8 protein-coding genes are annotated in these 16,467 nt (G+C 40.7%); all 8 read right to left on the minus strand.

The features are described 5' to 3' along the window. Positions 1 to 2: 2 nt before the first annotated feature. Entirely contained in the window at positions 3 to 1,652 is a 1,650-nt protein-coding gene (locus F612_RS0103130; protein WP_019556293.1) for a cation:proton antiporter, read from the minus strand. 277 nt (positions 1,653 to 1,929) lie between these two features. Then, positions 1,930 to 2,406 carry a hypothetical protein gene (locus F612_RS0103135; RefSeq protein WP_019556294.1) on the minus strand — a complete coding sequence of 159 codons (477 nt, stop codon included), beginning with the start codon at positions 2,404 to 2,406 and terminating at the stop codon, positions 1,930 to 1,932. A gap of 109 nt (positions 2,407 to 2,515) precedes the next feature. After that, positions 2,516 to 3,328, minus strand: coding sequence for a hypothetical protein (locus tag F612_RS0103140; protein WP_019556295.1), 813 nt, complete (start codon positions 3,326 to 3,328; stop codon positions 2,516 to 2,518). Between the two features lie 348 nt (positions 3,329 to 3,676). Continuing rightward, on the minus strand, positions 3,677 to 4,315 hold the full coding sequence (locus F612_RS0103145) for a hypothetical protein (protein WP_019556296.1): 639 nt from the start codon (positions 4,313 to 4,315) through the stop codon (positions 3,677 to 3,679). A 152-nt stretch (positions 4,316 to 4,467) separates the two neighbouring features. Further along, positions 4,468 to 5,169, minus strand: a complete 702-nt coding sequence (locus F612_RS0103150; protein WP_019556297.1) for an SEL1-like repeat protein — start codon at positions 5,167 to 5,169, stop codon at positions 4,468 to 4,470. 297 nt (positions 5,170 to 5,466) lie between these two features. Continuing rightward, positions 5,467 to 6,198, minus strand: a complete 732-nt coding sequence (locus F612_RS0103155) for a hypothetical protein (protein WP_019556298.1) — start codon at positions 6,196 to 6,198, stop codon at positions 5,467 to 5,469. Next, the gene (locus tag F612_RS0103160) at positions 6,195 to 14,324 is read right to left on the minus strand and encodes a two-partner secretion domain-containing protein (RefSeq protein ID WP_019556299.1); all 8,130 of its coding nucleotides are present in this window, start codon (positions 14,322 to 14,324) and stop codon (positions 6,195 to 6,197) included. The genes F612_RS0103155 and F612_RS0103160 overlap by 4 nt, the downstream gene beginning before the upstream one ends. A 284-nt stretch (positions 14,325 to 14,608) precedes the next feature. Next, complete coding sequence (locus F612_RS0103165) at positions 14,609 to 16,405, minus strand: ShlB/FhaC/HecB family hemolysin secretion/activation protein (RefSeq protein ID WP_019556300.1); 1,797 nt, start codon at positions 16,403 to 16,405, stop codon at positions 14,609 to 14,611. Positions 16,406 to 16,467: the final 62 nt, after the last annotated feature.

The raw sequence follows: 16,467 nt of genomic DNA on the forward strand, positions 1-16,467 counted from the left end.
ATTCAATTCGCCTTTATTGAAGGGGTATTTAAAATGCGCTCAACAGCTTGCAAAGCGGCATCGTGAAAAGGAATCAGAACCAGGTCAGCCCCCAAGCTTTGAAAATAATCACTATCAGACTGATTGTGCCCAGCTAAAGCGACTTTACCCGGGTAGTGCACTTCTTTAAGGGATTTTAATAAGATCAAGTTAAGATGATAATCTCTTAAAGTACCAATTACCCATGTAGCCTCCATAAGGGGCAAGCTAGCAATAAACTCGGGATCCCCTGCATCACCATAACGTGTAGGTACACCATGCATGACATTATCTTCTACTAATTGAGGGTTGAAATCCACTGCCAGCACATTCAACCCCCGTTTTTGCAGTGTCTGTGCCATCAGCATACCGAATCGTCCGAGGCCAAAGATAATGACATCGGTCGACTTAGCCAAAGGCTGCTGATCAATGGCTAATTCTCGGTAAGGTTTTAGACGTTCAAATACCGTCAAAAAGGGTGCAAGTTTTTCGTACAAAGGTTGGGAGTAGAGAATCATATAAGATGAGACTGAAATGGTAATGAGACCGACCAAGGTGATTAAGCCGACGGTATCCTGATTTATATGCCCTAAAGTAAAACCTAAGGCCGCCAGAATAAGTGAAAACTCACTAATCTGTGCTACTGTCAAACCCGCTAAAAAGCCAGTGCGTTTACGATAGCCCATATACCCCATAATAACCATCACAATAAATGGATTGCCTAACAGTACAAACAGCGAAAGAATTACAGCCGGCTCAACTTGAGAACTTAAAATACTCATATTTAGACTCGCGCCTAAGCTGATGAAAAAGAACAATAATAAAAAGTCACGCAGGCTTACCAGTCTAGCAGCGATCAACTCACGATAATGCGTAGAGGCCAAAGATATACCCGCTAAAAAGGCGCCTACCTCTTGACCAAAACCCAAAACGTAACCCACCGATGCACCCATTACAGCCCAAGCAATGGCGAATAAAATCAACAATTCAGACGAGTACGCTAAACTCCGCAATAAACCAGGAAGCACGTAACGCATCAACAACGCGACAACAAGCAGCATTAAGATCCCTTTGATCAATACCATCAAAGCATCAAAGCCTAAATGGCTTACCTCCTCCGCTTGCCCTAATGCGGTCAGACCAATCATCACCAAAACGACCACAATGTCTTGCACAATCAAAAAACCAACGGCAATACGGCCATGCAATGAATCAAGTTCGCCCTTATCGGACAGAAGCTTAACGATAATAATCGTACTGGAAAAAGTAAGCGCCACGGATACATAAATAGCTCCAACTACCGAGAGCCCAAGTGCCAAACCGATTAAAAACCCGATTAAGGACGTGAAAATAACCTGACCAAATCCCGTAAAAAGTGCCACGGGGCCCAACGTACGGATAATATGCAAATCCAACTTAAGACCGACCACAAACAACAAGACGGCAATGCCTAAATGAGACAATAGCTCAATCTGTGCATAATTGGCAATTAGACTAAAACCTGCAGGCCCTGCTAAAATACCCACAGCAATAAAGGCGACAATTAAGGGTTGGCGTAACTTAACAGCAACAAAGCCAAATACCGCAGAAATGCCCAGCAGCATGCTAAACTCGAAAAATGCACTCTCAAACATGGCCGGCTCCTAGCAAAAATCAACGTCATATGACGGATAACGACAGTCAGAGTATAATTAAATACTCCTCAAAGCGACAAGTCTATACTTAATATCAAATTAACAACTGACCAGGCCTGGTCACTTTAGAATGGGTATAAGCTTTATTGTATTAATTCTTTTAGTACCCGTATCAAATAATCGGAGAACAGAGCAAACCTTATTTTTACCCTTACTTTCAATTTATTATGAGTTTAACCTTACTCAACGCTCAATTATTGAGCCGACAGTTGAATTTTTATTCCTGGTATAAAATAGCCTGTTTAACATACAGCGTTTCTGGATATACCGTAGGATAAAGCTCACACCAACTGTTGTAGCAAGCCTTGATTGGCATCAGCATATTATCGCTAATGGCCCAATGCTGTTTAAATAGTCCAGATGTTGTTTTTATGTAAAAAAACAAATCATCATCATCCTGCTTGTAGTCAGGTTTTCCATTATGTTTTACCTGCCACATATGCTCTGTCGGAATTTGCGTGACGCTGGGCTCTCCATTACGTGCCGCAATATAATATTTAACAATATAGTGGTGTTTTACCTTTTCTGCCGCGGTACCTTTAGGGGTTTCAAAGTTTTCACTGGGCTCTAAAAACCATCGTTCAACATACAAGCCACCCACCATACTCCACTTTTGAGCGCCTAAAAACTCGACACTACTGCAGCCACCGACCAGTAAAACAATAAACGTAAGCAGTATGATTTTGGTTTTCAAAGGGTGTTCTCCACAATATCTTTTAAGAAGCTTTATATCCATGAATATTAAAAGTAACCAGGCCTGGTTACTTTTCTGATGACTTTTTACAGGATGTTTTACATACGGTTCAGCGGCTATTTGAGGGTGAATTCGCTGTATTTTGCTGTGCCTTAAGTTGCTTTAAGACGTATGGCGGTGGGTTGTGTAACAAGCCTTCTTTTTGCATTCTGACGACATCCATATTCGGTATCTTCAAGGTCGATAATAGATGGCTTAAGGCATCTTGCAGATGCGCGTCCAGTGGCTGTGCGCTTGGTGGTACGGGCTGTTTAATGGCTTCTTGCCATTGGGCTTCATTATAGTCACCTTTGTTAAACATATAATCATATCGAGTTTGCAATATGCGCTTGCCCTTATGGATATCATAATAACCGCAATAGGTTTTCTGGTCTCTAAACGACGTTGAAATTAAAGTAGTTTCTAGACACTTTAAACCATAGATATATACAACTTTGTTCCAAGATGGATTCAGGACCCACAGGCCACCGTGGTTTTTGGTCATCATTGCTGGAATCCCACGCTCATCTTTAAGCACCTGAGTGTAATCCGCATCCTGATCAAAAAACATCTCAGAACCCGGTAAAAAGGCTTGACCAGGATGTCTGTCGTCAAAATAGGCTTGGCTTCTTATATTTACATAGGAGGATCTATACTGCTGATTATAGTTTATATCGGCACTTATGCCGTAAGTGTCCCCTGCCACACCTGGTGATAAACGAACTTTTGACGGATTTTTATCCCGATTCAAGCTCCAATCATGACTGTTCCAGTTGATCGAGAAGTAAGGGTTTTCAACCAGAAGTCCTTGCTTAGGTATATGCGCACTGCAACCGCTAAAGAGTACAACAATAAACGTTAATATTAATAGTTTGAATGTCAAAATTTAATCTCCACATACATTTTAATGGATTCGACCAGGCCAGGCCTAGTCAGTTTGGGTATATTTCTTTAATACGCTAGATAAGACAGATGCTAATCAAATTCAGACAACATTGGACAATATTATTCGGAACATTGCGCATAAAGAAACTTAGTTTTCTAGGCATGCTTTAACACTAGCAGGTTCGACATTAAGACATTAAAAGGGTAGCGTCCCCTTTTTTACCTTTTTTACCTTTTTTAGGGCATAAAGAAATGTGGTTTTCTAAGCATGGTTTAAAGCCACAGTTATTTACGTGCTAAAGCAACTTATAGACAGAAATGGGCTTTGACCTATTTAACTTCTGCACTACATAAAAGGATTATAAAGAAGAAATAGAACTAAATTAACGACAAAAAACATGAAAATAATCTTAAACACCAATTGATTGTCTTCTACATTTTCACTAATAATTTTCTCTTTGATGAGTTTTTTCCGGTAAAAATTAGTGACCACAACCATAATCGGATAATAAATGAGCATAGGCAGCCAAATAACAGGAATTGATATCCATACAAAAGAATTCATTATTGCCAGGGTAAACAACCATGTATTAGCGAACTTTTTACCATGTAAAACAAATGCTAAAGGGGACAATATTAACAATGTAGGCAAAGCCATTGCATACATAAAATATAGATAAATATTATCAATATTGTGAGGAAATTCCCCTGGTACTGAATTCAGAAAAAACAGCAAAAAGATACAAAACAAAAAGAACAACAAAATTAAGTTAGCCTGAACATAGACCATTCTCAATTTCAACTTTTCTAACCAACCGCTCTGAACAAGACCTATATATAGAGGCAATAACAATAAGCTTAGAAGAAATGCCGACAGAAATAAAATTAAATTAAAAGAAGGCTCAACAAACCATATAATGCCAATTGCTACTACAGAAGAAAGCAAAGCATACACTAATTGCTGTAATGTTTTTGATAGCCTCATTTTTTTACTCTTTGATATATTTTATACAAAACAACCTCTAACACAAATTAATCCACCTGATAGCCCATCTCAGTTAAAAAAAGGAAAAAGGGGATTGACTCATTTTTCTAAAGAAACTTAGAAGTAAAAAAGCTCTACCGTCTTTTTGTCCTTTATCTTAAATTCACTTTACTTGTACCTTTTCGATTTTTAAAACGTCGCATCCAACCACTCAAGATGCTTTCATCACCGAGAATTTGATTTCCGTTTAAAAAGCCCTTGTCTAAACGCATATCTTCTTTATCTCTCCACATCAATATTTGTTTCTTTATTCTTATTCGAAAAGCTAAACAAAGAAGTTTTAATGGATTTATCGGCATAGACTCTAAATCAAACATAATCGCTATAAAATACATTTCAGAATAGACATGGCCTTGCTTCATGGCTTTTTTAAAATAGACAAGCGCCCTTTTATATTCATTTAAGATGAAGTACAAAAAACCAACATTAAAATTTGCAGTAACTGAATCTCGCTCATCAGAAAATGTACAATTAGAATATTTCTTTGCCGATTTCAACGATTTTTGTAAATCCTGTTCCTTTTTACCTTTATGCACGTATTGACTATAATATTCTCTAGATAAAAAATAGAAAATTGCTGGCGAATAATCAATATTATAGCTAATAGCTTTTTTGCTCCAATAAAATACTTCACTCCACTCTTGTTTAGAATTATAAAAAACCGCGATTAATATTATAAGGTCATGATCATTTTTATAATTAAGCAATGCGAATTCTAAAGCTGAATTAATACCTTTATTTTCAGACATCGCTTCAACCTGTGAAAATAATTCACTTGTAACATCATGACTCATCGGTTAATGACTGCATTTTTGGCATAATATTCTGCTCAGTATATGTTGGGAAAAAGGGGAAGGAAAAAAGAGTACGCTACCCTTTTATACCCATGTCGAATACTCTCCTTTGGAGAATGTGACAAGAGATATAGGTAAAACAACTCAGGCTACTCTAGGCATACTTCAACACTAGCTGGTTCAACATTAAAAGGGTAGCGTCCCCTTTTTTCGTATTTTTAATAATGTTAGTTAGAAAGCAATAATTGTCTCAGCCATTGGTTCGGGGATATCATGTTTCAAGGGAAAAAACCATATTTAATTATGTAACAATCCCTCTTGCTGCATTCTTTCTATATCAAGGTTATTTATCTTTAAAGTACTTAATAGCTTTTTTAGCACATCTTTCAAATGATCATCTATCGGTTGAATACTAGGAGGTACATCTGTTTTGATCGCCTCTTCCCAGTCTGCATATAAATAATTATTTTTGTAATCATATTTCAATAAGGTATATAAAATCCGCTTGCCTTTAACTTTGTCGTAATAACCGCAATAAGTTCTAACATACTTAACACTTTGGGTTATCAGGGTACTTTCAAAGCATTTAAGACCATTGATATAAGTCACACTGTCCCATTTTGGATTGTAAAACCAACGGCCACCATGATTTTTAACCATCATTTCAGGAATACCCTCGGCATTTCTCGGCACCTTTGAATAATCCGCATTTTGGTCAAAAAACATCTCTGAACCAGGAAGAAAAACACCTAAAAATCGGCGATAAATAAGAGGTTGACTACTTATGGAAACAGAAGAACCTCTATACTCCTGATTATAATTTACATGAACAGTAGTACTCCTAACTTCTTCACTTAGACTGGGTGACAAAACCACCCGAGAAGGGTTTTCATCCTTATTCAAGTTCCAAGAATGGCTATTCCAGTTAATCGAAAAATACTCATTATCAATCAATTGTCCTTGCTTAGCGGGTTGTGTACTACAAGCAGACAATAAAGCGATCAAAATAACGAAAATTAATTTTTTCAAGGTGTTTCTCCACACTTATTTCCATTCTCAGTCTTGCACTCATATGAACTATGAGGTGATTTGTCAGTAAATAGTTTAGGAACATTCACAACAGATTTTAAACGATCCATTGCCCCAACTTGTTGATCAACCCCTTGGTTTCCACCTAACCCCTCTGCCACAAAGTCACCAGGGTTCGCGGTACTCCCATTATAAATAAAAGGAGTCTTATTCATTGTAGTTTTCATATCATTGGTATTAACAGGCGAGCCAAAACTAGAAAAAGTAGGAATTCCACGAACCGTTTCACTGTAACTACTGCCATTTGGATTTATAAAATATTCTCCGCCTTTAAAACCACCATTATCTAATTGGTACTCAATACCAGCCTTTAAAAGCAGATTGGCTTGTGAGTGTCCAGCCATATTAAATCCATTTTGGCCTCGTGCAGTCGTTGCCTCATTCACAAATTGCCCTGTTTGTTTCGCAACTCCCGTTGTTACAATTCCTAGTTTATCGACACCTGACTCTAGTCCATCGCCAATAAAACCGTGACTAGGATTATAATTAATCGTAACCACCTTTGAGCCTGTTTGAGCTATACCATTTTTAATGGCATCCGCTTCCGAATTCATCATTCCATTTGTAAAGTTTTGATATGTCGCGTTACTACTATCAATCTGTACTGGCACTATTGATACCAAAAGACCTTGTCCTTTCAATTTATCACGCGTTTCACTAGAGGCTTTTTGATAGAGTTCGCTCTCCTCAATAGGAATAAAATTTTCAGGATTGTTTTTTACCTTAATGTAATCCGTTGTAACAACCTGTAGCACTTTATGATTGATATCCTTGTCTCCAAGCATGACGGGAATATTGCCTAAAAGCCCACCGTTAGAACCGTTACTAGGAATAATTCCAACAGTATAGGACGATAACTCATCCAGAGCCTTCCCTATAGCCGCAACCACAATATTTTTGTTGTCCGCTTCTGGCAAACCTTGAGCAACCTTTTGAATGTTTTGCCCAAACTCATTCAAATCCTTCGCAATTTGGTTTCTACCTGCATCGGTCAATAAATTGGTATCCAAACTCCCGCTTAAGCCCTTGTGCGACTCTATATTGTAGATATCGACTTCATTGTCTTGAATATCGCGGTTGAGCAGTTGCGTTTGTGAGTTTTCACTGTCTGCTATTTGAAGATTACCCTGCCCTAAAGTAGCGAGGGTTTTGGTTTTACGGTTGCTATTGTCGTTGCTGAAATCGATCCCCACACTAGAGATAGAGCTGCTCGTTTCGGCAGTTTGATTACTGGCACCAGCAATACTGGCGTTAAGTCCTAATGACTGAGATCGACTGTTAAGGGTGTTATTTAAAGATTTAGCCTCTAACGTTTGGGTACGTAGGTTCAGTTGACCATTGTCATGACCATTACTGTCAACCGCCGCAATGGTGGCCCCTTGAATAAGGGTGTGTTGTTGGGTGTTGATATCTACCTGGTTGGCGGTAAGACTGGTCTGTACAGTCGTTTTTTGTTTACTATTCGCTTTGGCGTTATTGACACCTAATGCGTTCAAACCGCTCGAGCCAAAGCCTGCACTTAAGCCTTGAGACTGCGATTTATTGGTTGAACTATCTTGTACCGAGGCGACGTTTAAGTTTTTAGTATTGATAATGAGTTGTTCATCGGCATGTACGGTCGCACCTTCAATCGTAGTGGTTTCAGCGGTATTGATGCGGATATTGCTGGCTAAAAGACGGCTGTTGTTTTGACTGAGTGCTTTTGAACTCTGCTTGGATGAATCCGTACTCACGGAAACACTCGCAGCGCCACCACCGCCATACAGGTCAACACTGACATTGATATTTTTGTGATCCATACTGCTGTCACTGTTTTTAACATTCGTAGACGCTAAAACATTCAGGTTTTGACTGTTAATGGAAATATTTTGTTTGGCATTTAGATGAGAGCCTTGTAGGGTGGTTTTTTCACCTGAATTAAGCGTGATGTTGTTGGCGGTGATATTAGACGCTAAAGCGCTTTGTTCATAAGCCGCCAACTGTTTTTCAATGGCATCAACATCTAACTCTAAACCGGCATTAAAACCATAGGTTCCCGTTGAGGAAGCGGCTTTTGCAGTTTGCGCGGCTAAAGCGGTGGTCTTGGTCGCTAAATTGGCGGTGGCTAATGCGATATTGGCTTGATAGAAGCTGGCATCTGACTTTAAGTCATTTACATATTCTGACAGTTCTTCTACATCCACTTGTTCTATGCCCAATTTACCATTTTTTAGATCACTCTTTAATTGCGCTAAATTCGCTTGTTGATTTTTCAGGTCGGTTTGATAGTTAGCGTAACTTGATTGGGAATCATCTAACTGCGATTTTGCCGTTTGCAATGCCTCTACAGCCGTTTTGATTAAAACATATTCGTTTTTAACAACCAGCTTTAATTCGGCCTTACCCTCGACTTCACTCTCTTTGGTAACCACACTATTTTTGGCTTCTTTAACGGTTAAATCATTGGTTGCCGTAAGATTTATATCACCTGTGGCGTTAAGATCACTGCCTGTGATATTAAGGTTACCCAGAGCCGCATTTTCAGTTTGGTCTGTGGTGGCGCTTAAATTAATATTAGCCGCCCCTAACTTACTGGCAATGGCTGTAGTTGTGGTCATGACCTTATCAGCCGAGTCGTAGGTTGCTTTCGCTAGAGTCAGTGAAACCTTCCCGTCTTCATCATCATTAATGAGTTCATCTGGCCGCAATAGAGAGGTCGCTACGTCACCGACACTGACCGTTAACTTGGTGTGTTTGGAGTAAACTTTTTCTTCTTTCTCGGCATGACTGATGGTGATGTTTTCAGCATTGGCATTTAGGCTATCTTGGGCTTGGATATTGACCCCTGCAAGATTCAGATTCTTGTTGGCATTGAATGCAATATTCTTCGCTTGAATATTAGACTGAACATCGGATTTTTTTAATTTACCTTCCAAATCTTCACTTTCTGAAAAAAGCGCGCCACCAGTAAGCCAACCAGATTCTTTTTTATGAGATTCATTTAGACTGCCTTCATAACCCGCTTGAACATTGATATCTGTGGCGCTGTCTAAGATTAGATTACCCGTAGCGTCAATATTGGAACCGGTAAGTTGGATGCCCTTCTCTGTTGCGTTAAGACGAATGTCTTTCGCCGCCAAATTTGAGGCAATATTACTCGATGATATATTGGTATTTTTGGCACTTTTCGATGCCATAAAATCACTGAATGATGAGTTGGATAGGACTGAATTAGAATCATTGACGGCTGTTATATCAATTGCTTTTGCGGTTAGATTTAGGGCTTCAGTTGCTTTGATGTCGGTTCCAACCAATGAGATTGTTTCTGCTTGAAGTCCAACGTTTTTAGCTGTCAAGTTAGTGATTTGCGCAGTGTTTGAAGCTGAGCTATCAAAGGATTTTTCGGTGCTTTGAATCAGGCCGCCATTTTTGTGTTTATGGGCTTCATTTACTTGTTGGGTGTTTTCACCTGCGGTTAATGAAATATTGCCTCCGGCGATTACATTCAGATCACCTCCAGTACTGGTCACCTGAGCCGCTCTAGCATTCAGGTCCTGACCCGCGGCCAGATTTAAGTTACCCTTTGTCTGTATTGTGCTACCGGTTTCCGTTTTACGACTATCGCTACGCCAGTTACTGCTGTCCCAAACTATTTTCTCGTCCTGAGATTCGGTCACCGTGGCCAGGTTTAAATTTTGGCCAGCGGTTAAGCTTGTATCACCAGATGATAGGTTTTGTAACTTAACCGCTTTAAGACTAAGGTCTCGACCTGCAGAAATATTCAAAGCACCTGTACCGCCTGTTACGCTGATTTCTGCAACACTGGCAATATTGGTTCGACGGCCTTGTGCACCGTTTTGTGTATTGGTCGTGCTGGCAAGGTTTATATCTCGACCCGCTACCGCCTGTAAACTATTCTGTGCGGTGATCCGTCCGCCTAGATTGTTAAGATCGGTTTGAGCTTGTAAATTGACATCTTGCCCGCGAATACGTCCGCCCAAATTGCGAAGATTATCGGCACTGATCCACGTATTGGCACTGGCTTGAATGGTCCCGCTATTGATTAAATCATTGGCCAGGTTTAGGTTCATGCTGTCAGCTGAAATAAGTCCACCCGATGCAGCGAGTTCCGTATTTTGCACGCGTACATATAATTGAGGAACCAGTGCTTTTTCTACGGAACCATCTGGCTGAGCAATCTCTTTTTCAACCATCCAGACCATGTCATTAGTCAGTTTTGCCATTTGATCTGCGCTTAATGCAACGCCTGGTGTCACTGCAAATTGTTGTGCATAATCAATTGCGTTATTCATAAGCGACTGATACTGTGCTTCGTCCGTTGCATAACCGGTTAAAAAACGGCGCCCTGTGAGTTGGGCTACCTGCTCTCTAATGAGCTTTTGTTCGTAGAAACCATCACCCAACCGTTTTTGAGTAATAGTAGGGTCAAAAGCAAGTTGGTCTAGAATGTAATCTGAACTCAACCAGGCTTGATTATTGGTAAAAGCCGAGTCTGTTTCAATAAAATAATGGGCACTTGGGTTGGGATTTGTTTTATACAAACGGTTATTTGGAAGCTCAACATTGCCGCCGACGGTACGAATAATGGTGGTGTTGCCCGGCAGAACGACGCTCATTCCATTGTTGGCAGTAGCCGTCTTAGTTTGGACGCCTGTGGTCAAGCCTGCCACTTGAGTACCTGTTCCATTTGGAGCGGTATTTTGTTTATAGAGCGCGGTACTAAGTGTGATGGCTTCGACTTTAGCGGCAGGGTTATATGCAGCCGTACTAGATCGAGTAGTATCTCTTCCATCGCGTTTCTTGCGCCATGATGTTGTCACAGTGCCTACATCACGGGTTACCCGTCGGCCTTGTGTTTGTTGGTTGTTTATCGATCCAACATGGGCTGATAAGTTACCGCCTGCGATGACCTGGCTGTCAGCATTTAATAAGCTGTCGGCTGTAATGGTCATATTGCCACCTGATAAAATTTTACCTGGATCTGACGTCAGAATCGTTGTTTGCGTCGGGGTGCGTTGATAATTATACTGCAGCCATGTTAAATACTCCCCTTCGGGTGTCATCAAACGTACGGACTCATGCAAACGAAGCCAAACGCCAGGTGTTCCTACCAGATAACGTTTACTTGCGCCACTTCCTTGGTATTCCTTAACGGTTTCGGTAGGAAGCACTAACTCAGTCGTTGTGATATGTTTATTGCGATTATTGATTGATTGAGAAGCGAGGTTAAGATGACCCAAGGCTTCAATAGTTGCACTATTATTATTTACGGTGGTCGCTTGTCCTGTGGCGTTTTTATTAGTATCTAGGGCTCCTCCAATTGAAAGATCCCCTGCACTAAAGATAAGTCCATGTTCGGTATTTGTCAGATTTTTTGTGCCGATATCCAACTGGTTGCGAGCGGCGATGACAGGGGCTCCGGCTCCTTCAGCTAAATTATTGATCGTGGTGGCTTCAATCGCGATATGGTCGCCATATATTCGTCCTGTACCAAGGTTATTGAGAGTGATGGTATCGATGAATGTCTCTTGCCCATTAATGAGCCCCCTGTTAATCAGGGTATTCGCTGCGGTCGCTTCTAATGTTATCTTATTGGCGCTCACTTGCCCATTTACCTGATTGTCAATCGTTGCCGCTTTGAGATACACCTCTGCAATGGACTGAATATTTGACTGGTTTGTTAAAGTAGCAGCCGTTTCAATACGGACTTGACCATTCGTTTTAATTAACCCGGTGTGTAAATAGTCATCTGTCACTTTGACAGAGATATCCCCCTGACTTAATAGTTCACCATCGCCCGTTAATTTCGCACTAGTGATATCAATTTTTTGGTTGGCTATGACCGTTCCACCCGTATTTATGATTTGCAGTGCTTGATCCGTTGAATGAGCATTATGTAAAGTCGCTGTCGTCGCAGATGAGATTAAACCATTGGTGTTATTAAGCCTATTAGAGCTATCAATGTCGAGCGCCTTTTCAGCCAGCAATTCTCCTTGCGTATTATCCAGTTGAGCAGCAGAGAGGGTTAGTGCCTGGCCTGAGCGAATAAGACCATTGGTATTATTTAAGGTTTCATCCAGTTTAATATCAGTATGAGTTTGCGACTGAACCAAGCCTCCTGAGTTATTTAAGGCGACCCCATCAATCGTCAAACCATTAGAACTTTCCATTACGCCATTTTGTGTATTATCAATATGAAGGCCACTCATATTCAAATCTGCTTCACTGCCAATGTAGCCCGACTGGTTTACAAGTTGACCAGTTGCTAGCGTTACCGTTGATTGGCCGACTATTCCCGCATTACGACCAGAGTCAGTATTACTTAAAAGGTTACCATTGGTGTTGATATTGAGTGCGGCTGTAGCTCCAATAAGACCAGCGTGATTGTCAAAGGCGCCACTTTGTACATCAAGGGTTCCAGTGCCATTCTCACCTGTCGCAATGAGCGCTCCTTCACGATTGCCCAACGCTTGCAACTGAGTGTCAATGTCTAGTTGACTGGCAATGATTCTTCCTTGTAAGTTACTGACCCCTTGTGCCACAATACTAACCACTTGTGAAGCTTCAATATTGCCTGAATCATTTTGTAAGGCACCAGCTGACGCCTGTAAATTGACCTCTTTATACACGGAACTAATTGTTCCCTGAGTGTTTATAATCTTTGATGCGCTAGCATCTAATGATTGATTTGAAAGGAGTAGGCCCTTCTGATTACTTAACGGTCCTGATGCTGAAATAGACAACGAATCAACTGCGAGCACTTCACCAAGATCATTGTCTAAACGGCCTGCTGTCGTGAGTTTGGTACTTTGTCCTGAGGTAATAAAGCCTTGGTTTGTTATATCGCCTTTAGCCGTAAAATCAATGTTATTCTGAGCCTCTATCGAACCACTATTTGCAATATCGTTGGTCGAATTCATTTTGACACTGGAATTACTAGAAATATTACCGAGATTCTCCACACGACCCTCGGCTATAAAATCAACGTTTTTTTGTGCCTCCATCGAACCGCTATTTGCAATATCATTGGTCGAATTTATTCTTATATTGGACTGACTAGAGACATTACCAAGGTTTTCTATGCGACCATCTGCAGTAACAATGATGTCCCCTGCACTCGCTGCAATATTACCAATACTCCGAACACCAACCCCGTCCTCAGTGCCAACCAGTGTAATTTTACCTGCATACATACCGCCTAGCTGAGAGACATCAATTGCATAGGAAGGTTTCGCGGAGTTTGTTTTTATCACAGTGGTTTGAGTGTTATCGACATTGACTTGGTTAGTCCCCGTAGTGACCTTAAGTTGATTTGCCCAAATTCCAGCATTCACTTTTACAGATTGTGCAATTAAATCGGTGTAGTCGGTTTGCGTTGCATCCATTCCGGAACCCGTAATAAGGATTTCGCCACCTTGTACTCTATAAGCGTCAAGGCTTCCTGAATTCAATACGGCGGCACCTGTCGTTAACGTTGCTCGATTAGCGTTAATAAAGCCACAGCCATTACATGTTATTCCTGAGGGGTTTGCCACAACGACTTGTGCGCGCGTACCGGCAACCTCAATGTAACCATGCAGTTGACTTGGATTGCTAGAATTGACCTCATTTAAAATAACACGAGCTGAACCTCCCGCTAACCAGGGATTTCCCTGTACCCAGCCGCCAATTTGAGTTTGCACACTGTTTCTTGAATTATTGAGAATAGCTCCTCGTCGTTCTACATCAAATTGACTGTAGGTATTTCTTGAAACTCCAGCGGCACTGGGCGTTTGAATATTAACTTGAGGTATCCCATTGGCCGTATTTAATACCGTTGCTTGTTGATGGTTCGGTGCATTTTTATCTGCCACAATTTGAGCTTGTGCTGCATTTGAAAACGCAACCATACCAAGCGCTGTCCATACCCAAAACGTTAAAGGTCGCAATCCGAAGTTCGCCATTTGTGGAGCACCACTACCACGGCTATTTTTAACGCCTTTGGTTCGACTAACCGCAATTTCTGACACGACCATAAGCTGTCCACGAGCTTTATTAAAAACAATACGGTAACAATTCTTATTCATAATTTAATTCCAATGGAATACGTTAATATAATTTTGCATATCATTTATCTAAAATCCTGTTTCACTGGCATCTCTATTTGCAGCTCTTTTTTAGCAAGTCAAAATCAACATACCCACTTAAAATAGGTTGTTTACGTATCACCGGTTAAAAATATCATGTCACGTGGGGAGCTCTTCAACTGAGCTTGTCTCTTTCTGTTTGCAGCGACCTAATGTTTACCTAAAAATAGAAGCGAATCACACCTAAGGATTCCGTCATCATTAAAACGCCAGAACAAGCAAGACTAAAACGAGGCATTAACACTGAAACCTATCACACTGTCTGAAACGATGAATTTGCTTGGTTTAGAAATAGGCTTACCAAAAAACAAATCATAGATGAAAGCTTTGTAGCCCCCTCTTAAACCAATGACTCCGCCACTTAAGGTTGTTCCAACGAGTTTGGTACTTGTCGGTCCTGACACCTCTCCTGAATCAACCCCTAGATACAGCGCTTGTCCAGTGTGACTTAATGCTAAACTCAATTCATTCCGAAATAGCCAACCTCGTTCTGCGGATAGTTGCTGGTTACCGTCAAAACCTCTGACGGTATAACGACTGCCAATGCTAAACCTATCCAGAGGAACTAACGGGGTATAATTTAATTGCCCTTTGAGGATTCCATGATAGTTTAGGGTATGATTTTCTACTTGAAACGGTATGGATAGTTGAACTTGAGAAGTTAGAATTTCAGGTTGAGATGTCCCCTCTTCGAAGGCTTCCTCTGGTGCAGGTAAGGAACCATAACCTTTCACACCACGACGGTAATTAACTTCAATACTAAGTGAACCCTTAGCAATAAATTGTTGGTGTGATATACCAAAATCCCAGCCAGCCATGCGCCGTCTCTGAACAATCACTTCCGTATCATCTATATAGTTTTGAGAAGAGCGCAACCATCCTCGAATTGACAAAGACGTTTTTCGGTATGCATCACGATAAATCATGCGTGAAAGCTTAATTTCCTGATTAGCACTGTCCCCACTATAGATATAGTTTTGTGTGAAACCAGCAACCGTTTGATGGTACTGATTATTACTCCCCGTAGCAGCCAGCAACCAATATCCGAAGGGTATCGAATAATGAATGGTATATCCTTTGGTTCCCCGTCTCCCAATATCCCCACCGCCCAAATCATGATTAAAACTCACATAAAATAGATCATTTAAGGTCCACCAATGATCATACGATAAGGTAAGATTGCCTTGATATTTGCCCGTTGCAGGCGATCCTGAGTCGTCCAGAGATAAATTTAGTCTAAAAGGAAAACCCTGCTTCCAATCAAAGACTAAATCACTGTCTCCCGGTTGTGAATTTTCTGTAGAGGATGGTTGGATTTTAATATCGGCTTCGGCCGTAGGAAGCCGTTTGAAGTTTTCAAGGGCCTGCTCTATATCTCGCAAATTGAGGAGATCCCCGACCTTAGCGGGAACAGCGTTCCAGTAAGTCGCTCGTATATTATCCGCATCTAGAAAAGATATTTTATGAATGCGCCCTGGTACTAGGGTGAGTTTTAATGTACCCGTTGTTAAATCCTGAGGTGTAACCACAATACGAGTGGTAATGAAGCCTTTATTAACAATCGCATTTTGCACTCGTTTCACCAATATATTGATACCAGACGAGCCTAGACAACGTCCGAGTGCAATATCGGGAGTACCATCTGCTAATTCATTGGAGGCATCCAGTGCCCATTGGAATTTGTCGGCACTAGAATGGGAGGGGTTAACCCCTGAGATGTCTTCCAACACTATTTTATCAATGCTAAAACAGGGGGATTCATGTTCTGGTAAAAGGCCTTGATCAAGTTGTCCGGAGAGCCTTAAACGAACATCAGGCTTTACTTCCAATTTTTGACGTAATCGCTGCTCTTGCTCTTGAGTACGAATTTGCTCGATTGAATCTAATTCAGTTAAAGTAGCAGCTTGGCATTGGAGTGGAATGGAGAGAAAGAATACTGAAAGGTATCCCCAAATAAAAACGACGTTAACAAATAGTAAAGGCTTTTTTTTCAAAAAAAAATTATATATTTTGGCTAACATTCAATACTTTTCGTTTTATTTAAAAAACCACACAAATAGTGGTTGAAATAAATATTACTGCA

The sequence above is a fragment of the Thiomicrorhabdus arctica DSM 13458 genome (assembly GCF_000381085.1).
GTDB classification, from domain to species: Bacteria; Pseudomonadota; Gammaproteobacteria; order Thiomicrospirales; family Thiomicrospiraceae; genus Thiomicrorhabdus; species Thiomicrorhabdus arctica.